Raw genomic sequence first — 25,265 nt, 5'->3', positions numbered from 1 at the left:
GGCACTCAGGGTGTAGCCCGAGAGCGAGGTCCAGACCGTGTCGTTACCGGCACCGGCGAGCTCGGTCACCACGTCCCCAAGGTCGGTGACTTCGTAGACATCGTCGCCCACACCGCCGGCCATCGTGTCGGCACCCGTACCCCCGATGAGAATGTCATTGCCCGCGTCACCATTGAGGATGTCGTTGCCGCCCAAGCCGCTCAGGATGTCGTTGCCAGCACCTCCGCTGGCAATGTCGTCGAATGCCGTGCCGGTCCATATGTCGACACCGGCGGTACCGACAAACAGAGTACCGGCGGCCACCGGGGCCGTAGCGTCGGACGCAATGCTTTCGGCCGTACCGAAGTCATCCACGTAACTGACCACCACGCGCACCTGATCGCCGACCTGAGTCTGGCCAAGCGTGAACGTGCTAGCGGTGGCTCCGGCGATGTCGACGAAGGTGACCCCATTGGTCTCCTGCCACTGGAAGGTGAACTGCGGATTGCTGAGGCCATCGACGTCGACGATGCTCGACGGGTCGGCGGTCAACACCTCGTTCAGAAACGCAAGCCCGAGGATGGTCGGCCCTGCGGTCGCTACGCTGTTCCCCGCAGAATCGACGATCTCCAGCGTACCCTGGGCATCCTGATACACCGCCCGAACGCGGAGGTTCAGACCGGCGACATCGTCCGCCACCAGATAGGTGGCGCCGGTTGCCCGCGATACCTCGCCAGCGGCGAAAAAGGTGATGTCTTCAAAGACACCCGAGCCCGCAACGTTTTCGACCTGCCAGTAGTAAGCCACCGGACCGGTAACCGCGCCGGTCGGATTGGCCGCACTCACACTGTCCGCGTCGCGTATCGACTGATCGCTGACGCGCAGCAGTTGGCCGGCGACAGGCGCATCGGTACGCGCACCGGTGGTGGCATCGAGGATCGCCAGACGCCCCACAGGACCGCTGTTCAATGCGGTGCCGACGCCGGACGCCTGCGCCTGGTCTGCGAACTGCAGACGCTCGATGCCCGTCAGGCGATCGACGCCATCACGCCCGGCCACCAGGTCGGTCACGATGACGGCGTTGCCATCGACAGCGACGCTGTACTCCGACGCATTACCGGAGAACACCGCGGTGTCGAAGCTGTCAGTGCCGGTCAGAATCTCCCGCACGATGACCAGCTGGCCCGGATTGTAAGTACCGTTCAGCATTGCCTGAACCATCGGCGCCATGCTGTCGAACGTGGCGATTTCCGCGCCAGTGCCATCAGCGTTTGCCCGTACGCTGATGCGTACGTTCAGCCACTTGTCACCATCGATGATGTCGTCACCACCGCGGCCTTCGATGAGGTCGCTGCCGCTACCACCGAGGATGATGTTGCCGCCGTCGAAGAACGTCGCTCCGACTGGCAGCAGCCCCGCCAGACCGTTGATCAGGCTGATGTTGGTCAGCACACTGCCGGTTGCACCCGCGGTGGGTAGCGATGTCGCATCTTCGTTATCACCGCGCAGAAAGTCACCGTGGGACGAACCCGACAGGCCTTCCATGATGTCGAAACGCACCAGCGCCGAGGCTCCCGAACCCGGCATCGGTGGCACATCGAAGAAGCGGTCGCTGTAATCGATGGTCACGCCCTGGGCGAGATCCTTGAAGGTTGCCCAGTCATAGCCGGAGCCGCCGATATAGCGGTCACCCATGCCGAGACTGCCGACCATGATGTCGTCGCCGCCTTCGGCGTTGAACTTGTCGTTCTCGTTGCCGCCGACGAATACATCGTTGCCGATTACCGGATCGTTGCCGAGCGGATCGAAGTTGTCGCCAGGCGCACCGTCCGAGGTACCCTTCTCGATCCAGTCGTCGCCTTCGTTACCCATGTCCTGTTCGTTGGCTTTGCTGCCCAGGATGAAGTCGTTACCCTGGCCACCAATGGCCTCGGAGGCGTCCTCACCGGTCACGATGAAGTCGCTGCCGAACCCGCCAATGATCAGGTTGATGCCGTTGCCTCCGTGCAGCACGTCGTTGCCGTCGCCACCCTGGATGTTATCGTCGCCACCGGTGTCGGTGATGATGTCGTCACCGGCACCACCGCGCAGTTGGTCGTTGCCGTCACCGCCGTCGATGCGATCGTTGCCGCCATCCCCCCAGACTGTGTCATCGCCTTCACTGGAGATGAGGATGTCTGCGTTGTCTGTGCCACCCAGCACGATGTGCTCGGCACCGTTGTAGCGGATGTAGTTGGTGTCCGCCCCCACGGTCAGCGGGTTGTCGCGGAACACCACCTGCTCGCCGTTCGGGCCGAGCGGATCGAGGGCTAGCAGGCCTTCGTTGAATTGCTTGCCCGGGTCCACTTCCAGATAGAACCCCGGGTCCGAGAACACCAGGCCCGGCAAGTGCGTGGCCGAGGTGTTGGCCATGATCAGCTTGGCGAACGAGTTGCTTTCAAGTTCGGCATTCATCGACAGGCCAGAGGTACGCTCCAGGTAGTAGAAGCGGTCGCCGTCCTGCAGTTTTTCCAGCTGGTTCTCGAACACGAAGTTGAAGGTCGAGCCGAGCATGCCGCCGAACGGGGTTTTCTGTTCGGCCAGGCCGCCGATCCACAGGTCGATGGCATCGACGCCAGTGACCGTCACACCCTTCAGATCGTCGGCAGTGCCCACCACGCCATCCGTGCCGGCCAGCGTTACGTTGGCATAGGCACCGGTGCTGTTGAGGAAGTCCAGGCGGTCAGCCGGCGCCCCCACACCACCGAAGACCAGCGCCAGGGCTGCAGCGCGTTTGCCGTCCATCGTGGTCGCCGCCGTGATCGTGTCATGCGTGCCATAGGCCGCGATGAAGTTGATCAACGACTCCGGATGTTTGAGGTACTGCACCAGATCGACCCAGCTGGTGTACGGCTTGAGTTGGGTATCACCGGTTTGGCTGTAGATGTCGCGGCGGATCGCATTGAGTGAGGGAATCCCCACATCGCGGCCACGGGCGATGTTGAGCGCCGGCAGGTCGAGCGGCAGGCCGAGCAGGTTATTGCGCAGCGCCTCGGTGACGAACTCGTCGATTTCGTTACCGGTTTGCCGAGTCACCCCACGTATGATCGCGCTGGTCGCATCCTCTGGCGATACGCCACTGGCGGCGTACGCCAACGGGTTGAGGAACGCCGCGATCAAGCCCATTTGCTGATCGGGATTAGCGCTGGCCGGATCGCCTATCACGTTGAAGTCGATGTCGTAGCGATCGACGGTCTCGGTCAGCATCGAGTGGCCAAACCGATACACGGTGTGGGCGAACTCGGCGACGATCGAGGCATCGAGGTCGACGTCGTAGACCTGGGTCGGTGCGAAGAACAGGTCGACTCGGGGCTGGATGGTCCGCGCAAACTCCTCGAACACCAGATGCTGATACTGCATTTCGGTGCCGAACTTGGCAGCCTGGAACAAGCGCTCGCCATTCCACAGCAGCGCATCGAACTCGGCCTGGGTGGTTGGCAATGCGGCCACCGGAGTGAGCAGCCACTCGTTGAGGAAGGCCACGTCACCCGAATCGAGCACAGTGTCCTTGGTCTGCGCAACCAGCCGGTTGTGCTCGGAGTGGAAGATCGCATGCACCGCGGTCAGGCCGATGTTCTCGTTGACCCGGCCGTCGCCGGCAATGTAGTGAGCGTCGAGCAGTTCGTTGTCATAGGTCAGGTTGTTGCCGCCCGCGTCAACGGGCTGCGCATTACCGACAGCGGTGTCGGCATCCGCCTGCAGAACCCCACCGACGATTACCGGCGCGGCATTGTGGTTAATGTCGACGAGGAACTGGTGACCGGTGCGCACAGCATTGGTCAGGTCAAGGGGGGCAGTCGGATCGCCTTCGACAAGGACGTCATCAGCCGTGCCACCAAGACCGTCAACACCCTTCATCACGACCATCGGGAAGCCGTTCGGCCCCTTGATGAAATTGCCATAGGCGTCAGTCGCCAATAGCGGGGCATTATCGACATCGGCATCGGTAAGGTTGATACCCAGGATGTCGCGGGCCTGTGCCTTGACCACTTTCCAGGTCGCCATGCCACCGATTTCGACGTCGTCCGCGGTACCAAACGTGCCATCCACACCCAGATCACGGTTGGTGATCAGCCTGCCGGTCGCTACGGGGCCGTTGTCGGTCATTTGATAAGCGCGCAGGAACACCTGATGCGACGGGTGCGAGCTATAGGTCTGGTTCTGGTCCACGAACGGCGTGGTGGTATTGGTTTGCTCATGGATGTCGTCGGCCGTGCCGAGAATGCCATCCGCCCCTGGCAGGTTGGTCGCGCGGGTCAGCACCATGAAGTTCGTCGGACTACCTGGCACAAACAGCGGATCATCCGGTTGCAGCGGGATGAAGACGGTGCCCGAACCACCTTTGGTCACCAGGTCCAGACCATGATCGAAGAACTGCCCGAAGAAGGTCATCCAGGCGTTGAACGGCGCGGTCAATCCCGCATCCGCCGCGGTGTTCTCGAACAGGTACACATCGTGGTCGTCGGCGGTACCGAACTGTCCATCCATCCCGGGACTGGCAACAATCTGTACGCCATCCTTGAGCACGTCGTCGTTACCCACCGCGCCGAAGTTGAGCACACCGTCCAGGCCCGGGTCGAAGGCCGTGGCATAGGCCGCCGGGTTGTTCGACGTCTGATCGACGATCAGGTTACTGATGGTGCGCGGCTGCGAGTCAATCACAAGGCCGCTGTTCTGCGCATACGACGTTCCAGCTTCCGCCGGATTGAAGACCGGATCGGTCAAGCGCGGGAAGACGTTATCGGCGGCACCAAACTCGGTGTGGTTGTTGCCATTGAGGTTCATCAGGTTGTTGTTCGACCCGTCGACCGCACGCAGGCCCAACGGCGCGCGGATATTCGGGATCAGCGAGAGGATGTCCTGACCGGCCGCATCAGCCTCGGCAATCTTGATCTGGTCAAGAATGAAGTTGAGGTCGGAGCGGACCATGTGCAGGCCCGCGCCACCCGCGGTGGCATCGACTACAGGTACCGCCGCCGTTGGCGTGACCGGTGCACCGGCAACGATGGCAGCCGTCGGCGTGGAGAACAGGATCTCCGTGGTGCCGTGACCGTCCTGATAGATCGCCTTGACCCGCAACGACAACCCGGCGAGGTCGGGAGAGACCTTGAACGCGGTACCGTCGGCGCTTTGGAACGCCAGGTCGCCAGCCGGCAACAGGATGATGTCCTCGAATACGCCGCTGCCTGGGGTTGCCTCGAACTGCCAGATGTAGGACACCGAGGAGTTGGTGATAAGCCCCTGCGGATTACCCGCCGCGACGTTGTTGGCATCGCGCACCCCGGCGACGCTGACCGTCAGCGTGTCGCCCACCGTTATCGCCCCGCCGTTGCCATCCGTGACGGTAGGACTGCCAACCGGTTGGGCATTCTGCCCCGGCACCAGCACTAGCTGGTCATCGGCGAATTGCAGGCGTTCGATATGCAGCAGGGTATCGGTGCCGTCGCGACCCGCGACGCTATCGATCACGGTATAGACATCGTCCGCCAAAGTGGCCGTGCCGCGGTCGTCAACGGTAACCGTATACTCGGCCTGAAGCCCGGAGAAGATGGCGGTGTCGAAGGCCGCCCCGCCCGTTGAGGTACCGGGCATGATTTCCCGCACAGCCTTGAGTTGACCGGGGTTAAAGGTGCCGTCCAGCATGAGCGGGATCATATCGACCATGCTGTCGAAGGTAGCGATCTCAGGGCCGGTATGGTTGACGTCGCCGGCGGCATAAACGGCAATTCTGACGTTGATCCATTTGTCGCCATCGATCAGATCATCGCCACCGCGGCCTTCGATCAGGTCGCTGCCATTGCCGCCGAGGATGATGTTGCCAGTGGCAAAGCCAGTGACCGGCAATCCGGCATCGGCCAGGAACTGGTCCAGGCCGCGGATCAGCGCGACATTGGTCAGCGCACTGCCCGTGGTACCGCCGTGGTTGATGATAGTGACTGCATCGACATCATCACCTTTGAGCACATCGCCAAAACTCGAACCGGACAAGCCTTCGACCTCGGCAAAACGGTCAAGAATCGAGGCAGGCGAGGCGCCGACCGGATTGAACACGCCGGCATTCTGGTTGGGTGCATTGCCGTGTGGCTGCGCCAGTGCGGCCAGGCTCAGGTCAACGGTCACGCCAACCTTGTCATTCTTGTAGGTGACCCAGTCGAAGCCGGACATGCCGTCCATCTTGTCCTGGGCATCGCTGCCGACGAAGATGTCGTCGCCACCCTCGCCGATCATTTCGTCGAAACCGCCACCACCGACAAAGATGTCGTTGCCGATCACATCGTCATTGAGCAACGGCGAGAAGTTATCGCCAGGCGCACCGTCCTGGGTGCCCTTCTCGATCCAGTCATCACCTTCGTTGCCGGTCGGTGGCAGGTTGGTCTTGGCGCCGAGGATGAAGTCATCACCCTGACCGCCGAAGGTGGTGCTGATGTCTTCGGTGGTGATGATGAAGTCCTGACCATCGCCACCCAGGATCAGGTTGCCTGCGGCAAGCATGCTGCCAACCACGATCACATCGTTACCGGCATTGCCTTCCAGACGGTTGTCGCCGAACGAGTCGCTGATGATGTCATCGCCCGCGCCGCCCAGTACCGCATCGTTCCCGGCACCGCCTTCGAGGCGGTCGTTGCCGGCGTCGCCGTAAAGGGTGTCATCGCCGTCACCGGAAATGATGATGTCATTGCCGGCGGTGCCGCCCATGACGATATGGTCTTCACCGGTGTAATGCAGATAATTGGTGTCCGGCCCCACGGTGTCGGGGTTGTCGCGAATCACCAGCGGCACGACTTCCACGCCGTTGATCATGATGCCGCCCGTCGGATCGGCACGGCTGTCCACGCCCAGGCCGGTGAACTGGGCGGCCTGATTCACTTCGAGGGTGAACGTCGGCGTCAGGAACACAGTGTTCGCCAGGTGGGTGACATCGGTGTTGAGCATGATCAGCTTGGCAAAGGAGTTGTTCTCCAGTTCAGTGCCGAAGTTCAGGCCCGCGGTACGCGACAGGTAGTAGAAGCGGTCGCCGTTCTGCAACGCCTCCATCTGGGTTTCAAACACGAAGTTGAACGTCGAGCCGAGCATGCCGCCGAACGGCATCTTCTGTTCGGCGAGGCCACCGACCCAGAAGTCGATGTCGTCGACGCCCGTGATCGTCACGCCCGTCAGGTCATCTGCAGTACCCAGTACCCCATCTTTACCGGCCGTCGTTACGTTGGCATAGGCACCGGTGCTATTAAGGAAGTCCAGGCGGTCAGCCGGCGAACCTGCACCACCGAGTACCAGCGCCAGGGCTGCAGCGCGTTTGTCTGCCAGCGTGGTCGCCGCCGTGATCGAGGAATGCGTACCAAAGGCCGCAATGAAGTTGACCAGCGACTCGGGGTGTTTGAGGCTGTCCGCCAGGTCAGCCCAACTGATGTATGGCTTGAGTTGGCTGTCACCGGTTGATGCATAGAACTCACGCCGCGCCTCATTCAAGGTGGGGATGCCAGTGTCGCGACCACGCGCCAGGTTCAGGGCCGGCAAATCGAGCGGCAGACCGAGCAGGTTGTTGCGCAACGCTTCGGTGACGAACTCATCGATCTCGTTGCCGACCTGGCGGGTCACACCGCGAACGATCGCCCCAGCCGCCTGGTCCGCAGTCACCCCGCTGCTGGCGAACGCCAGCGGGTTGAGGAAGGCCGCAATCAGACCCAGTTGCGAGTCCGGGTTGGCCGGGTTGGTGAGGAGCGGATTGAACGCGGGGTCGAAGCGATCGACGGTCTCGGTCAACATCGAGTGACCGAAGCGGTACACCACGTGGGCGAACTCGGCGAGGATTGCCGGGTTGATCGAGGTGTCATAGCCATTGGGCGCAAGGAATCCGTCGATCTGCGGCTGAATGGTCCGCGCGAACTCCTCGAACACCAGGTGCTGGTACTGCATTTCGGTGCCGAACTTGGCGGCCTGGAACAGGCGTTCGCCGTCCCACACCAACGCTGCAATCTCGGCGGGTGTAGTCGGAATCGCGGCCACGTCGACTGCCAGCCACTCATTGAGGAAGGCCAGGTCGCCGGCGGCTATGAGGGTGTCCTTGGTTTGCTGGACCAGGCGGTTGTGCTCGGAGTGGAACACATGGTGCACGGTGGTCAGGCCAATGTTCTCGTTGACCCGGCCGTCGCCGGCAATGTAGTGGGCGTCGAGCAGTTCGTTGTCATAGGTCAGGTTGTTGCCGCCCGGACCAACGGGCTGCGCATTGCCGACAGCGATGTCGGCATCCGCCTGCAGAACCCCACCGACGACTACCGGTGCGGCATTGTGGGCGATGTCGTCGAGGAAGCCATGCCCGGTGCTCACGGCGCTGGCCAGACTGATGGGCGCTGCCCGGTTGCCTTCGACCAGTTGAGTGACGTCATCCGCCGTCCCGGCGATGCCGTCAGCACCGTTGCTGATGCGAATCACCACCTGCGGCATGCCGTTCGGCCCGCGGATGAAGTTGCCGTAAGCATCGGTCGCCAGCAGCGGTACGTTGTGTACATCGGCGTCGGTCAGGTTGATGCCGAGAATGTCACGGGCCTGCGCCTTGACCACCTTCCAGGTCGCCATGCCGCCATTTTCGCCGTTGCCGTCGTCGGCAGTGCCGAACAAGCCATCGGCGCCGAGATCGCGGTTGGTAATCAAGCGCCCTGTCGCAACAGGATCGCCGTCCGCATTGAGCACGTACTCGCGCAGGAACACCTGATGCGAAGGGTGCGAGCTGTAGGTCTGGCTCTGGTCGACGAAAGGCGAGGTGGTGTTGGGCTGGCCATCATCGGCAGTGCCAAGTACTCCGTCTGCGCCGGCGGTACGCACCGCACGTGGCAGCACCATGAAGTTGGTCGGGCTGCCCGCTACGAACAACGGATCGTCCGGTTGCAGCGGAATAAACACGAAGTCGGTAGCGCTCTTGGTGACCAGGTCGAGACCGTGGTCGAAGAACTGGCCGAAGAAGGTCATCCACGAGTTGAAGCTGGCGGTCAGGCCGACGTCCGGCGACACGTTGGGCATGAAGAACACGTCCTTGTCATCGGCCGTGCCGAACACGCCATCCAGCCCGGGGCTGGTGACTATCTGTACGCCTTCCTTGAGGACGTCGTCATTACCCGCACCCACCACGCCGAAGTTGAGCACACCGTCCAGGCCCGGGTCGAACGCTGCGGCATAGGCCGCCGGGTTATTGGCGGTCTGGTCGACGATCAGGTTACTGATGATCCGTGGTTGCGGATCGGTCACCGACCCTGTCCCGGCGTATGCATCCAGAAACGAGGGATCGAGCAGGCGCGGGAAGGCATTGTCCGCGGTGCCAAACTCACTCTGGCCGGTGACCAGGTTGTTGAAGCTGCCATCGACGGTACGCAGGCCGAATGGCACCTGAGTGTTGGGAAGCAAATCAATGAGGCCGGTGCCGTCGGCATTCGCTTCTGCGATAAAGATTTGCTTGAGGATGAACTCCAGGTCCGACTTGTTGAAATTGGCCATTTTGGATTGCCCTCGATCTATTTGGGTAAAGGCACGGGACGAGAAAATCCTCCCGCGCCAAGTCAAGTGCTGGCTTGCGCAGTTTGTTGGTTATGTTTTTTTGCAAGAGCTCTGGCGTTACCCGGGACCCGGGATACACGCCTGGAATTCGCGAAATGAATTGCTCGCCGGGCGATCAGGCAGAGCGGATTCGAGCCCTGGGCGGGCCATGGAATCTGGAAGTGAAGGCGAACGTCCTGGACAGCCCCTTCCCTCTGCAAAAGCACGAAATGATCGACATAATTCTGCTCCTCTCAGGAGAATCACCGCGCCTTGCGTTGCCAAAGCGATGGCAAGCTTCAGGCGGGCGGGTCCCCCGATAACTAAGACTAAAGTTCCATAGCAAATCTTTGTCAATTTTACGTCGATAAAACAGACGATCGGTGTTAGGACTCTCAACTATCTGTTTTTAAAAGACATATAGGAAGTTGAGTGCAGGTATAGAGCGAAATGTTATTTCTAGCCGCTGTTTCAGGCGGTGATTGAGGATGAGATTCGAAACAGCAGCGAAATGCTGGCTGGTGGACAAAACGCATCAGGCGAACAGCTGGAGCAATGTTTACGCAACTACCTGAGTACCTTTCATGTCCTTCATCCAGAAGAAGGCTGTGTCCTTCCAGCCTTGGGTGGAAAGATTGCGCGCGCCGAACCGGAGGTACGGGTGGCCGTCGAAAAAGGCCTGAAGCAAATACAGAAAGCCTGGGCCGATCGTCTCCGTAGCCCTGATGCGGCATGGGCCGTCATCGCTCAATGTGTGGGAGCGCTAGTCCTGTCCCGAGCAGTCGAGAAAGAACGAACTCGCAAGGAAATCATTGCTTCGACCCGCGAAGCTATTGAAAAGAGCTATTTCACGCCGGAAAAATAGAAAAACGTCTCCGATTATGCGAGAGCAGCTCGCAACGCCATGATCATCGCTATCGCTGCAAAACCCTGGTCGATTCAGCCCTCCCTGAATACCCACACCGAATGCATTCATGAGGCGATTGAGTGGAAGGAGAAAGAGAGGGCATCCATTGCCCTCCCCTCTACTGTTCCGCCCTCCTGCGACGGTACTGACCAGGACCTCAGACGACCAGAATGAAGTCCGTCTGATCAACGGCCGCGCTGTTGACACCCACAAGGCGGATGGAGTCCGCTCCGATCCCGACCACGGTGTCTGCCCCGTCAGCCGTTATGCTCACGTTGGTCGCGAACACCGCGCTAGTGACCCCCATCCCCGTGATATCGAGCAAGTCCTGCCCTGCAGCCGGGTTGGCTCCGAAGTTCAGGATCGTATCGTTGCCGAAGCCTGGGGCAAACGCGAAGATATCGTTGCCGGCGACGCCGCCACTCATCACGTCGTTACCTGCGCCACCGACGAGGACGTCATTACCCGCCCCCCCCACGATCACGTTGTCGAGCGCGTTGCCGGTGCCCGCAAAGTTGCCGCTGCCGCCGAAAAACAGGTTTTCGACGTTGGCACCCAGGACGTAGCTCCCGAGCGAGGTCCAAACCGTGTCAATACCCTCACCGCCAAGCTCGCTCACCACGTCCCCAAGCTCGGTGACTTCGTAGACATCGTTGCCGACACCGCCGGTCATCGTGTCGGCACCTGCGCCACCGATGATGAGGTCGTTACCTGCGGCACTGACGAGGATGTCATTACCCGCCCCCCCCACGATCACGTTGTCGAGCACGTTGCCGGTGCCCGCAAAGTCGCCGCTGCCGCCGAAAAACAGGTTTTCGACGTTGGCACCCAGGACGTAGCTCCCGAGCGAGGTCCAGACCGTGTCAATACCCTCACCGCCAAGCTCGCTCACCACGTCCCCAAGCTCGGTGGCTTCGTAGACATCGTTGCCGACACCGCCGGCCATCGTGTCGGCACCTGCGCCACCGATGATGAGGTCGTTACCTGCGTYACCGACGAGGACGTCATTACCCGCCCCCCCCACGATCACGTTGTCGAGCGCGTTGCCGGTGCCCGCAAAGTCGCCGCTGCCGCCGAAAAACAGATTTTCGACGTTGGCACCCAGGACGTAGCTCCCGAGCGAGGTCCAGACCGTGTCGCTGCCGCCACCGGCGAGCTCGCTCACCACGTCCCCAAGCTCGGTGACTTCGTAGACATCGTTGCCGCCACCGCCGRCCATCGTGTCGGCACCTGCGCCACCGATCAGGACGTCGTTACCCGCACCGCCCACGAGYRTGTTGTCGAGCGCGTTRCCGSTRCCCGCAAAGTCGCCGCTGCCGCCGAAAAACAGATTTTCGACGTTGGCACTCAGSGTGTAGCCCGAGAGCGAGGTCCAGACCGTGTCGTTACCGGCACCGGCGAGCTCGGTCACCACGTCCCCAAGGTCGGTGACTTCGTAGACATCGTCGCCCACACCGCCGGCCATCGTGTCGGCACCCGTACCCCCGATGAGAATGTCATTGCCCGCGTCACCATTGAGGATGTCGTTGCCGCCCAAGCCGCTCAGGATGTCGTTGCCATCACCTCCGCTGGCCAGGTCGTCGCCTATTGTGCCGGTGAATATGTCGGCACCGGCGGTACCGACAAACAGTTCGCCGACCACTGTCGTTGCGGCAGAAGTGACCCGCTCAAGTGTGCCGAGGTCATCGACGTAACTCGCGACGACCCGCAGTTGCAGACCGGTCTGCGCCTGGCTGGGCGTGAAGGTCGTGCCCGTCTCGCCGGCGATGTCGGTAAAGAGCGCACCGCTCCCCACCTGCCACTGATGGGTAATCACCGAGGTCGTGGTCCCGTTGGCGTCGGTGAATGCATCCGTGGCGGTCAAGGCTGAGCCTGGCGTCGGGGTCGTATCGCTGATCAGCACCGTTCCGACCGGCAGGACATTGACGGTGCCGGTACCGGCCGGCGTGATCGCTGCGGTCGGCGCCGAGAACACCTCCTCCAGCACGCCATTGGCGTCCTTGTAGACCGCCCTGACGCGCAGAGCCAGTCCGGCTGCCACGACGAGTTCCGGGATAGCCGGCACGGCGCCAATGAGGGTCGCCGGTGGTGCGATCCTGAGTTCCGAGCCCACTGTGGCGGTCGTACCCTCCGCGCGCGAGACCTCTCCGGCGGCAAAGAAGGTGATGTCTTCGAAGACGCCCGAGCCCGGGCGCGCTTCGAACTGCCAGAAGAAACTCATGGGGCTGGTGATCGCGCCGCCGGTCGCGGTGTTGTCGGCATCCGTGATGCCGGCCGCCGATACCGTCAGCGTCTGGCCGACGGCGGGCGTAGGATCGTCGATCGTCAGCGAACCGACTGGCGCCGAGTTCAAACCGCCGAGCACGAGCGCCTGATCGGCGAACTGCAACCGCTCGATATTGCTGAGGGTGTCGGTCCCGTCCCTGCCAGCGACACTGTCGATGACCGTAAAGGTGCCGTTGACGTTTTCGATCACGGTGTAATCCGCAAAATTGCCGGAGAACAGCGCCGTGTCGAAGTCAGGACCGGGCGCCGTCAGGATTTCACGGACGATCTGGAGCTGGCCGGGGTTGTAGGTGCCGTTCAACATGAGCGGGACCAGTGGCGTCATGTTGTCGAAGGTGGCGATTTCCGGCCCGGTGCCATCGATGTTCTGCCGCACACTGATGCGCACGTTGAGCCACTTGTCGCCGTCGATGATGTCATCGCCGCCACGGCCTTCGATGACGTCGCTGCCGGCGCCACCCAGGACGATATTGCCCCCGTCGAACTTATCGTCGGCTGTGCCGGCGATGCCATCCGCGCCGTTGCCGGCGCTGCCGACCAAGTCCCGCAGGCCGCTGATGAGGTCGAAGTTGGTGAGCACGCTGCCCTTGGCGCCAGCGATGGCGAGCAAGTCGGCAGTGGAGTCATCGCCACTGAGGAAATCGGCATGGGACGATCCCGACAGCCCTTCCACCAGGTCCAACCGGGCAAGGATCGACGCGTTGGAGCCAGGCACCGCCGGTTGATCGAAGAAGCGCAGCCTGGAGTTGAGGCCGATGGTCACGCCGGCCGGATCGTCCTTGAAGGTCGCCCAGTCGTAACCGGAGAACCCGATGAAGCGGTCCGCCTCGCTGGGGCTGCCGATCATGATGTCATCACCGCCCTCCCCGTCGAAGTTGTCCGGTCCGCCATCGCCCATGAAGACGTCGTTGCCATTGATCGGATCGTTGCCGAATGGGTCGAAGTTGTCGCCGGCAACGCCATCGGCGGATCCGCCCTGGATCCAGTCGTCGCCTTCGCCGCCACGCGCGAATTCGTTCGCCTTGCTGCCGAGGATGAAGTCGTTGCCCAGGCCGCCGCTGGTGTCAGCCGCGTCCTCGCCGGTGACGATGAAGTCCTGACCGGCCTGGCCGAGGATCAGGTTGAGGCCGTTGCCGCCCTGGATGACGTCGTTGCCGTCCTCGCCGTGGATGACGTCGTCGCCGCCCATGTCCGTGATGATGTCGTCACCGGTACCGCCAAAGAGTTGGTCGTTGCCGTAGCCGCCATCGATCCGATCGTTACCGGCATCGCCATAGACCGTGTCATCGTCCGAGTCGCCGGCAATGAGGATATCGTTGCCGGGCGTGCCGCCGAGCACGACCGTATCGGCACCGGTGTAGTGCAGGTAGTTGGTATCTGGGCCCACTGTGTTGGGGTTGTCGCGGATCACCAGCGGCGTGAGGAAGTCAGTGCGCGGTGAGCCATTCGGGTGGTCCGACGGTCCAAAAGGATCGGCACTGGCCGGCAGATCGTCGATGGTGCCGACAATGCCGTCGGGACCGGCAATCACACTCGGGTTGTACTGGTTCGCCTGGTTGACCTCCAGAGTGTAGGCCGGCGTCAGGAAAACCCTGGCCGAGAGGTGTGTTGCGTCGGTATTGGCCATCACCAGATTGGCGAACGTGTTGTTCTCCAGTTCGGCGCCAAAGTCCATCGAGGCGGTGCGTTCCAGATAGTAGAAGCGGTCGCCGTCCTGGAGTTTCTCCATCTGGTTCTCGAAGACGAAGTTGAAAGTCGAGCCGAGCATGCCGCCAAAGGGCATCTTCTCCTCGGCCAGCCCACCAACCCAGAAGTCGACGTTGTCCAGACCGGTGATGGTCACGTCGTCTGCGGTGTTCAGAACACCGTCCGCACCCGCGGTGCTGGCCCAGGCTCCCGTGCTGTTGAGGAAGTCGACACGGTCGGCCGGTGCGGTCGCGCCGCCTAACACCAGGTCCGCAGCCGCGGCGCGCTTGTCCGCCAGCGTGATGGCGCTGGTGATGGTCGAGTGCGTGCCGTAGGCGGCGATGAAGTTGATCAGCGATTCCGGATGCTTCATGTGCTGCACGAAATCGGCCCAACTGGTGTAAGGCTTGAGTTCTGCGTCGCCAGTAGGCAGATAGAACTCCCGCCGCGCCGCGTTCAGGGACGGAATGCCGGTATCGCGGCCGCGCGCCAGGTTGATGGCGGGCAGATCGAGCGGCAGACCCAGCAGGTTGTTGCGCAGGGCTTCAGTGACGAACTCGTCGATCTCGTTGCCCACCTGGCGGGTCACGCCGCGCACGATGGCACCGGCCGCCTGTTCCGGAGTGGGGCCGCTGCCCGCGAACTCGAGCGGGTTGAGGAAGGCCTGAATCAGCCCGATATCGCTCGAGGCGAAGTTCGGATCCAGCCGGTCGACCTGCTCCAGCAGCATCGAGTGCCCGAAGCGATAGACGGTGTGCGCGAACTCGGCAACGATGCTCGGATCGATCGCAGTGTCGTACACCTGGCCCGGGGCGAAGAAGGGATCGACCATCGGCTGGATCGTACGCGCGAACTCCTCGAACACCAGGTGCTGGTACTGCATCTCGGTGCCGAACTTCGCGGTCTGGAACAGGCGTTCGCCGTTCCAGTCAAGGGTCGAGGTGTCGGCGGGAACCGCAGTGACGGGCGTCAGCAGCCACTCGTTCAGGAACGACACATCGCCACTTGCCGCTGTCGCGAGGACCACCGCCATGGTGTGATCGACCAGGCGGTTGTGCTCATGGTGGAAGATCGAATGGACGGTGGTCAGGCCGATGTTCTCGTTGACCCGGCCGTCGCCGGCAATGTAGTGCGCGTCCAACAATTCGTTGTCGTAGAAGCCCGGCGCAGGCGTACCGCCAACAACAGTGTCCACATCGGGCAGGAGTGCTGCGCCGGTCACGTCGTCGATCGGAACGGCGGTGTGTGCGATGTCGTTGAGGAAGGCATGGCCGGTGCGCGCGGCGTTGAGCAGGCTGATGGGCGCCGCCGGATTGCCTTCAACGAGCACATCGTCGGCCGTGCCGGCAATGCCGTCCGGGCCCAACATCACCACCTGTGGGAAACCATTCGGACCCTTGATGAAATTGCCGTAGGCGTCGGTCGCCAGCAGTGGCACGTTGTTGAAATCGGCATCGGTGAGATTGATGCCGAGCAGATCATGGGCTTGCGCCTTGACCACCTTCCAGGTGGCCATGCCACCGATCCCGACGTCGTCGGCCGTACCGAACACGCCATCGGCGCCCAGATCACGATTTTCGATCAACTTGCCGGTGGCCACCGGATCGCCCGCTGCGTTGAGCTCATAGGCACGCAGGAACACCTGGTGCGAAGGATGCGAGCTGTAGGTCTGGTTCTGGTCGACAAACGGCGAGGTGGTGTTGGTGTTCTCGTGGATGTCGTCAGCCGTGCCCAGAATGCCATCGGGGCCGGGCTGATTGGTGGCGCGCGTCAGCACCATGAAGTTGGTCGGGCTACCAGGCACGAACAGCGGGTCATCCGGCTGCAGCGGAACGAACACGGTGCCCGAACCGCCCTTGGTGACGAGGTCCAGGCCATGGTCGAAGAACTGACCGAAGAAGGTCATCCATTGGTTGAAGGGCGCGGTCAGGCCCGCGTCGGGGCTCACGTTCGGGTCGAAGAAGGTCTGGAACGTCGTGCCGTCGGTGCGGGTTCCGGTAACCACCTGAGCACCAACTTTCAAGACATCATCAGCGGTGCCGAGGACGCCATCCAGACCGGGATCGAAGGTGGCCGCGACCGCCGCCGGGTTGTTGGCGGTCTGGTCGACGATCAGGTTGCTGATGGTGCGCGGCTGCGAGTCGATCACCAGGCCGCTGGTCTGGGTGTAACTCGTACCGGCGTCGGCCGGGCGGAAGTCCGGCGTGGTCAGACGCGGGAATACGTTATCGGCGGCACCGAACTCGGGATGGAGCAGGTTGTTTTCCGTCCCTTCGACCGTGCGCAAACCGTACGGCACCCGTATGTTCGGGAGCAGCGAGTTCAGGTTCTCACCGGCCGCGTGGTGTTCCGCTATCTTGATCTGGTCAAGAATGAACGCCAGGTCGGATTGCGTGTAACGCACACCGTTGCTGGGGGCAGTGGTCTGCGGATCGATCAGCGAAGGCGCCGCTGCGGGGGCCGGCGCCCCGGCCACTACTGCCGTAGTCGGTGCCGAGAATACCTGCTCGGTCACGCCATGATCGTCCGCATAGATGCCTTTGACACGCACTGCCAGGCCGGCAAGATCCGCCGTCACCGTGAGCGTGGGCGCGTCCGCTCTGGTAAATCCGATACCGATGCGGCCTGGGCCGAGGATGATGTCCTCGAAGACGCCCGAGCCCGGTGCCGCTTCAAACTGCCATATGTAACTGATGGAATTGTGGATCGCCCCGCCCGCGTTGTCGGCATCGGTGAGGCCTGCCGCCGACACGGTCAGTATCTGGCCAACGGTCGGCGCGGTGTTATCCACCGTCAGCGCGCCCACAGGCTCAGCGTTGAGCCCGGGCACGAGGACCATGGACTGATCGGAGAACTGCAGCCGTTCGATGTTGGTGAGGCGGTCGGTTTCTTCCTTGCCGACATTGTCGGTCACGGTGACGATGTCATCGGCAAAGTTGGCCGGGGTGCCGTTATCGTTGACGGAGACTGTGTAGTTGGACAGCGGCCCCATGAAGTTGACGGTGTCGAAGCCACCCGCGCCCGACAGGATCTCACGCACGGCGACGAGCTGGCCGGGATTGTAGGTGCCGTTCAGCATGAGCGGGATCATCGGCGTCATGCTGTCGAAAGTGGCGATCTCCGGCCCGGTGCCATCAATGTTCTGACGCACGCTGATGCGCACGTTGAGCCACTTGTCGCCGTCGATGAGGTCGCTACCGCCACGGCCTTCGATGATGTCGCTGCCATCGCCGCCGAGGATGATGTTGCCCGCGCCGAACTGATCGTCGGCCGTCCCCCCGATACCGTCGGCACCGAAACCGGCGCTGCCGACGAAGGCCCGCAGGCCGCTGACGAGATCGAAGTTGGTGAGGATGCTGCCCCTGGCCGTGATGTTGGCGATGATGGCCGCGTTTTGTTCATCGCCGCGCAGGAAGTCGGAGAAGGCCGACCCCGACAAGCCCTCCACTTCCGCGAACCGGTCATAGACCGCATCGGCCGATTGCGCAAACGCGCCCACGATATTGCCCGCGGCATCGGGCACAGGGTGATAGGGACTGAAGAACGGGACGACCATGTCGACGGTCACGCCGTACTTGTCATTCTTGTAGGTGGTCCAGTCGAACCCGGACATGCCGTCCATCTTGTCCTGAGCGTCGCTGGCGACGAAGGTGTCGTCGCCGCCTTCACCGATCATTTCATCGAATCCGCCGGTGCCGATGAAGATGTCGTTACCGGGCACATCGTCGGACAATGTCGGGCTCATGTTATCGCCGGGTGCACCGTCCTGGGTGCCGCCCTCGATCCAGTCGTCGCCTTCGTTGCCGGTCGGCGCGAGGTTGACCTTGGCGCCGAGGATGAAATCGTCGCCCGCGCCGGCGAAGGTCATGGTGATGTCTTCGGTGGTGATGATGAAGTCTTTGCCAGCGCCGCCGAAGACCAGGTTGTTGAGGCCGAGGGTCGAGTTGCCGGCCTGGATGACGTCGTTGCCGTCCTCGCCGCGCAGGGTGTCGCTGCCGCCGATGTCGGTGATGATGTCGTCGCCGGCACCGCCAAAGACGTTGTCGTTGCCGTAGCCACCGTCGAGGCGGTCGTTGCCGGCGTCGCCATAGACGGTGTCGTCGTCCGAGTCGCCGGCAATGAGGATGTCGTCGCCGGCCGTGCCGCCAAGCACGACCGTATCGCCGCCGGTGTAGTGCAGGTAGTTGGTATCCAGACCCACTGTGGCGGGGTTGTCGCGGATCACCAGCGGCGTGAAATGGTCAATCCGTGGTGAGCCAATCGGGTGGTCCGACGGGCCAAAGGGGTCGGCGTTGGCTGGCAGATCGTCCACCGTGCCGACGATGCCGTCCGGGCCGGCCACCACACTCTGGTTGAACTGGTGCGTCGGATCGACCTCCAGGATGAAGGCCGGCGTCAGGAATATGTTGGCCGGCAGGTGTGTTGCGTCGCTGTTGAGCATCACCAGATTGGCGAACGAATTGTTCTCAAGCTCGGTGCCGAAGTTGAGTCCCGCGGTGCGGGCCAGATAGTAGAAGCGGTCACCATTCTGCAGGTTTTCCAACTGGGTTTCGAAGACAAAGTTGAAGCTCGAACCCAGCTGACCGCCAAAGGGCATTTTTTCCTCGGCCAGGCCGCCGATCCAGTAGTCGACGTTGTCCAGGCCGGTGATGGTCACGTCGTCTGCGGTGTGCAGAATACCGTCCGCACCGGCATTGCTGCTCCAGACGCCGGTACTGTTCAGGAAGTCCAGGCGATCAGCCGGCGCCGTGGCGCTGCCGAACACCAGGTCAGCAGCCGCAGCGCGCTTGTCCGCCAGCGTGGTGGCGCCGGTGATGCTCGAATGCGTGCCATAGGCGGCGATGAAGTTGACCAGCGATTCCGGGTGTTTCATGTGCTGCACGAAATCGGCCCAGCTCGTGTAGGGGGTCAACTGGCTGTCGCCGGTCATGTGGTAGAACTCGCGCCGCGCCTCGTTCAGCGACGGGATGCCGGCTTCGCGGCCGCGCGCCAGGTTGAGCGCGGGCAGGTCCAGCGGCAGGCCGACCAGGTTGTTGCGAAGAGCGTCAGTGACGAACTCGTCGATTTCGTTGCCGACCTGCCGCGTGATACCGCGCACGATGGCGCCAGCCGCCTGCTCAGGGGTAGGGCCGCTCGCAGCAAACGCGAGAGGGTTGAGGAAGGCCGCGATCAGACCGGTCTGTTGATTGCCCGGGTCAACCGGATTGCCGTCGCCGACGACGTTGAAGTTGGGGTCGAAACGATCGACCGTCTCCAGCAGCATCGAGTGGCCGAAGCGAAAGACCGTGTGCGCGAACTCGGCGACGATCGACGCGTCGATCGTGGTGTCGTTACCCATGGGTGCCAGGAAGACATCCACTTGCGGCTGGATGGTGCGCGCGAACTCCTCGAACACCAGATGCTGGTACTGCATCTCGGTGCCGAACTTGGCGGCCTGGAACAACCGCTCACCGTTCCAGTGCAGGGCCGCGATGTCGGCCGCCGTCACCGGCAACGCCGCCAGTTGGGCGTCGGGCATCAGCCATTTGTTCAGGAAGTCGAGGTCGGCGGAGGCCAGCACCGTCTCCTTGGTCTGGTCAACCAGGCGGTTGTGCTCGCTGTGGAAGATGGAATGCACCGTGGTCAGGCCGATGTTCTCGTTGACCCGGCCATCGCCAGCGATGTAGTGCTTGTCGAGCAGTTCGTTGTCGTAGGTGCCGGGGGCTTGCGGGCCGCCAATGACGGTGTCCGCATCAGCCGTCAGGCCGCCGGTCGGATCGGCGCTGTGGGCGATGTCGATGAGGAACTGGTGACCGGTGCGCACAGCGTTCGTCAGGCTGATCGGTGCAGCCCGATTACCCTCGACGAGCACGTCATCGGCCGTGCCGGCAATGCCGTCCGCGCCCTTCATCACGACTTGAGGGAGACCGTTGGGCCCCTTGATGAAGTTGCCGTAAGCATCGGTCGCCAGCAGCGGTACGTCGAACACGTCCGCATCGGTCAAGTTGATGCCGAGCAGATCACGGGCCTGGGCCTTGACGATTGCCCAGGTGGCCATGCCGCCGATTTCGACGTCATCAGCGGTGCCGAAATGCCCATCGACACCCAGGTCACGATTGGTGATCAGCTTGCCGGTGGCGACCGGATCGCCCGCTGCGTTGAGCTCATAGGCGCGCAGGAACACCTGGTGCGAGGGATGCGAGCTGTAGGTCTGGTTCTGATCGACAAAGGGCGAGGTGGTGTTGCTCTGCTCGTGGATGTCATCGGCAGTGCCGAGGATGCCGTCGGGGCCGGGCAGATTGGTGGCGCGCGTCAGCACCATGAAGTTGGTCGGGCTGCCCGGCACGAAGAGCGGGTCGTCGGGCTGCAAAGGAATGAAGACTGTGCCGCTGCCGCCCTTGGTGACCAGGTCCAGGCCATGGTCGAAGAACTGGCCAAAGAAAGTCATCCATTGGTTGAACGGCGCGGTCAGGCCCGCGTCCGGCGTGATATTGGGAATCTGGAAGACGGAAACGTCGTCGGCGGTGCCGAACAGGCCATCCAGACCGGGGCTGGTGACGACTTGTGAATCCGGATTGGCCGCTGCAGCCGCGACTGCCGCCGGGTTGTTGGCGGTCTGGTCCACGATCAGGTTGCTGATGGTGCGCGGCTGCGAGTCGAAGACGAAACCGCTGGTCTGCAGGTAGGAGGTCGGCGTGGTTCCGCCAGGATCGGCGGGGCCGAAGAAGCCGACCGGCTGGACCTGCGCGGTATTGAACACCGGCGTCGTCATACGCGGAAAGAAATTGTCGGCGGCACCGAACTGGGGATTGGCCAGGTTGTTGTCGATGCCGGAGACGGTGCGCAGGCCGAAGGGTACTTCTACGTTCGGCAGCATGTCAGCCAGACTCGCGCCTGCCGCATTCCGTTCAGCGATGAAAATTTGTTCGAGAATGAACTCGAGATCGGACTTGATGAAGCTGGCCATGGCTGTTTCCTCGATGCTTGACTAATCAGGAAACCACACGCATAAAACACGGCTGCAAACGCGTGGTTTAGTGCTGAACCCCATAAATAAAAATCTAAAATTGAACGACGGGACCTGGTACAACGGCCGCACCGAGCCCTTACTGAATCGCATGCGATCAGCAGTGCTCGACTGAGGATCAATTCCCCATGACAACCGTAACTACAGGCTGGTATTGCGCCTCAAGGAGGCGACGGCCCATGAACGCAGGTTGAATAGATGGCGTAACTTACTAAAGGCCCCGTCACGTATCGGGGCTCTATGCGTCTGTCCATATTGCTCTCTCAGGCATAGGGGGCTTGTCACAGATGCCACACATCCAGCGATCAGAGTCATTGGCCGGAATAGGCTCGCGAAAATCGCCATAGTCCGGAAGTTCCTGAGGGGTGATGGCACGGTTCTGCGTCCATGCGGCTTCGTCAACAAGCCTTTTATCCATGAGCAAACTGGCAACGACTACGAATTGACTAGTCTGTATTGGAGACGGGTTCCACACGCCTGGTGGCGGAGTCAGGAAATCATTAGAACCGCAGGTTTGGTTCTGATTGAGTGGAACACTCGCGCTGTTGTACTGAAAATTGTACTGGAGCGTTTTCTCAACAGAGATTCCAAGTGAACTGAGCTTGACTTGAACGCCAAGCGTACATTCGTTTCCATCCTGGCCTGTATGGCCGTAAAGTGACAGTACAGGGCGCGAATGACCGACCACACTATTGGTAATAACCTCCGGCTGCTTTTGCCGGAGATAGCGATTACCCAGATTGATCGAGCATCTTTTTTTTAAACTATTCATCGCGCCTCCCGCCTTCAACCTCAAACGCTAGCTATACACTCCATTAAAAATGAGTATTGAGGTGCTACCCGGATGTGTACAGAGACGAAAGCCCAATCAAATTCTGAGACCTTGGTCAATGATTCGGATCAGACCTTGGTCGAATCAGACACTGGCCAAACGTCCAGTAGCGCAGTGCCCGGGAGCCAGGGCACCCGGGCGAAATTGCGCCATTTGAGCCGCTCAACCCAGTTCGTCATCTGCGCCACAATAATTCTGGGTTTGACCATGACGCTCGTTGGAAACCTCGTAAGCCAGAGTATCGAAGATGCAACGGTTCAAACGGCGGCGGAGACGGGGGCGCGTTATATGCAGAACTTTCTCGAACCCTTCGTCCAGGGATTAACCACTGCCAAAGAACTCCCCGATGGCACTATTCAGACCATTGATCACCTGCTGTCCAGCACCTCGTTCAGTACACATGTTGTCTCGGTGAAAATCTGGCTTCCAGACGGCACGATTGTCTACAGCACCGACAAATCAGCGGTCCAAAAACATTTTCCGACAGTGGAGATCTCACAGGCGCTGACAGGCAAGATCTATACAGAACTGGACAGTGATCTTGAGGATGATACTGCGGATGATATTGAGGATGCTTTTGAGCGAAGCCTGAATATTCCGCTCTATGAAATTTTTGCTCCACTGCGCGAAGCAGGTACTGGAAAGATTATTGCGGTTGGTGAGTTCTACGAAACCGCGGAAGCGTTACAGCGCGAAATCAATAACGTTCGTAAGAAAGTATGGGCGATTGTTGGTGCAGCAACGATGGCCATGCTTTTGCTGTTATTTTTTATCGTTCGGCGTGACGACAAGATCATAAAGCAGCAGGAATCAGCACTTAAATGGCGAATGCATGAGCAAGCAAAGTTGCACTCAAATAATACCGCCCTTCAGCGCAAAGTCACTACAGCTAATCGTGAGTTTTCCAGAATCAATGAACTCACTCTCCGTCGGATCGGGGCAGATCTTCATGATGGTCCTGCTCAGCTGTTGTCGCTTATTCTCCTTCGCCTTGAAGAGCTCGAAGATTCGCAAGGCGCCTCGGATGGGGAAGTCCTCGAAATGATAAGACGTGCCGGCGAGGATGCTTTAAACGAAGTGCGGGAAATATCACTCGACCTGGCACTTCCGGAAGTCAATGATCTGAGCCTGCACGATGCGCTGGTATTGCTTGCCGGGCGGCACGAAGAGCGAACCGAGACGCGAGTCGAACTGCAGCTTGATACGCTTGCGGACGATGTACCGATAGCGCATAAAATTTGTATTTACCGCTTCGCCCAGGAAGCATTGAACAATGCCTATATTCACGCCGGAGGAAAAGGCCAAAAACTCAGCGCCTCTCACTTCGAAGGGCTACTGGAAGTGCAAGTCGAGGATGCAGGAGTGGGTATTCCAACCGAGAAACCGAGTGTGCCAAGTCGAGGCAGGACTCATCTGGGCCTTGTCGGCATGCGCTATCGCGTCGAATCCCTCGGCGGAATATTCATCATTGAATCGGCGCCCCATGCCGGAACCAAAGCCAGGGCGCAGTTCAGAATCTGATCATCCGTGACAAAATGATCGTTGCACCCAAGTAACCGCAAGCGCTTATCGCCCGTTACTTGTCTTACCATTGTCATTCAAGTCGCGGCGTTGAAGAGCACCACATAAGCTGGGGATATGGTCACTCTCCCAATGCCGTCTCACTGCTGCGACTGCCTGCGTCCGGTTACGAACCCGTAGCTTGTACATGACATTCGTCATGTAGTGCTTGATTGTCTTCTCGCAGAGCTCAAGCTTGATAGCAACCTCGCGGTTAGTCAGGCCCTTCGATACCTCCCGGATAACTTGTTCTTCGCGATGGGTCAGTTCGACCTTTTGCTTATCACCCGCGTGCTTTCTGAAGCTGCCTAAGAGCTTGCTGGCAAGCTTGGGTGTAATGAAGGTTTCACCACCGGCAACCTGTCTGATGGCTTGTACAAGTTCACGACCGCTTATGCCTTTCAACGCATATCCCTGCGCGCCTGCTTCGAGGGCGGTATAGGCGTCCTCGATGGACTCAGATACCGTCAGCATCAAAATTCTAACTGCCGGTGAAGAAGCTGAGATCGCTCGCACGGCAGCAAAGCTATCGCCCGGCATATTTACATCCATCAGCAAAACATCCGGAGCAAAACGAGCGGCAATTTCCAGGGCATCATCGGCAGACCCGCCCTGCCCGACCACCTGAAAGTCAGCTATTTTCTTCAGCGCCATTGTGACCCCATCCCTTAACAGCGGGTGATCATCAACGATGCCAATCTTGATCATGGAACTCATAAGAACTCCTCATAAGAGCCGATGGAGCTGCATAGTGGTGTCGCACGTTTCATTTTTCACCCCTCGCGCCATGCCCAATCCGGCAAGCCCCGCCGTCTCCATGATGTCCGGGACGACAGCTGTTGCGGGTACCCAAGGGGGGTTGCAACTAATGAGCCATTTCAATAGGGCGAAGATAAAGTTCAAATGAATTAACAGGCTGTTTCTGAGTGTTTGAAGCGAGAGAAAGGGTGAGGGGGGGATATTCCTCAAATCAGGTGGTAAACGCCCGGTTGGGTGGGTGTAATGCCCCACTTATGGAGATACCGACCGCTTTTGCTTGGGGCTGATGGCCCTGAGGCGACGTGGATTCAACCGGTCGATGCAACAGATTGAGCCAGTCTGTTGCATCGACCGGTTGAATCCACAGCCAATACCCGACATTTCCCCCTGGCTCGATAGCAGGCATTTTCGGTCCACGTACTGTCACAACCACCGCGCGAAAAATCCGTCATGACATGTCATGACCTCCTTCAGAAACGGACTTTGCCCAACAAATACGGGGTTTAAAGGACGAATGGTCGAGAGGCGTCAAGCGCGGGGAATTGCCGGGAGTTTGCAGCCACTACAGGCTTTTCAGGCAGGCACGTTCGTCGCGGTGCAGTGAACTTCACTCTCATCACGTGTCACATTAGGTCCTTGTCAAGCGAACTACAGAAGAGGTACAGCCTTATGAGCATGGCCACAAT

General features: G+C 60.8%; 6 protein-coding genes. 2 read left to right on the top strand and 4 right to left on the bottom strand.

Features of this window, described 5'->3' with window-relative positions; all coding sequences use genetic code 11:
- The coding region (locus AC1DWG_RS29745; RefSeq protein WP_477788733.1) for a peroxidase family protein at positions 1–9,504 on the bottom strand (9,504 nt) is incomplete at its 3' end.
- A gap of 517 nt (positions 9,505–10,021) precedes the next feature.
- Here AC1DWG_RS29745 and AC1DWG_RS29740 point away from each other — a divergent pair.
- Entirely contained in the window at positions 10,022–10,408 is a 387-nt protein-coding gene (locus AC1DWG_RS29740; protein WP_477788732.1) for a hypothetical protein, read from the top strand.
- Between the two features lie 199 nt (positions 10,409–10,607).
- On the opposite strand, the gene AC1DWG_RS29735 is transcribed toward AC1DWG_RS29740, so the two are convergent.
- Positions 10,608–21,368, bottom strand: a complete 10,761-nt coding sequence (locus AC1DWG_RS29735; protein WP_477788731.1) for a peroxidase family protein — start codon at positions 21,366–21,368, stop codon at positions 10,608–10,610.
- Positions 21,369–21,666: 298 nt separating this feature from the next.
- The gene (locus tag AC1DWG_RS29730; protein WP_477765545.1) at positions 21,667–22,200 is read right to left on the bottom strand and encodes a hypothetical protein; all 534 of its coding nucleotides are present in this window, start codon (positions 22,198–22,200) and stop codon (positions 21,667–21,669) included.
- A gap of 72 nt (positions 22,201–22,272) precedes the next feature.
- Here AC1DWG_RS29730 and AC1DWG_RS29725 point away from each other — a divergent pair, with 72 nt between their 5' ends.
- Complete coding sequence (locus tag AC1DWG_RS29725; protein ID WP_477765546.1) at positions 22,273–23,781, top strand: sensor histidine kinase; 1,509 nt, start codon at positions 22,273–22,275, stop codon at positions 23,779–23,781.
- 45 nt (positions 23,782–23,826) lie between these two features.
- Here AC1DWG_RS29725 and AC1DWG_RS29720 read toward each other — a convergent pair whose 3' ends face one another.
- A complete protein-coding gene (locus AC1DWG_RS29720) occupies positions 23,827–24,537 on the bottom strand; it encodes a response regulator (RefSeq protein ID WP_477765547.1) in 711 nt (236 codons plus the stop codon).
- Between the last annotated feature and the right edge of the window lie 728 nt (positions 24,538–25,265).

This window comes from Pseudomonas sp. P4_B3 (assembly GCF_056402295.1).
This window is presented reverse-complemented; position numbering and strand designations above follow the sequence as displayed.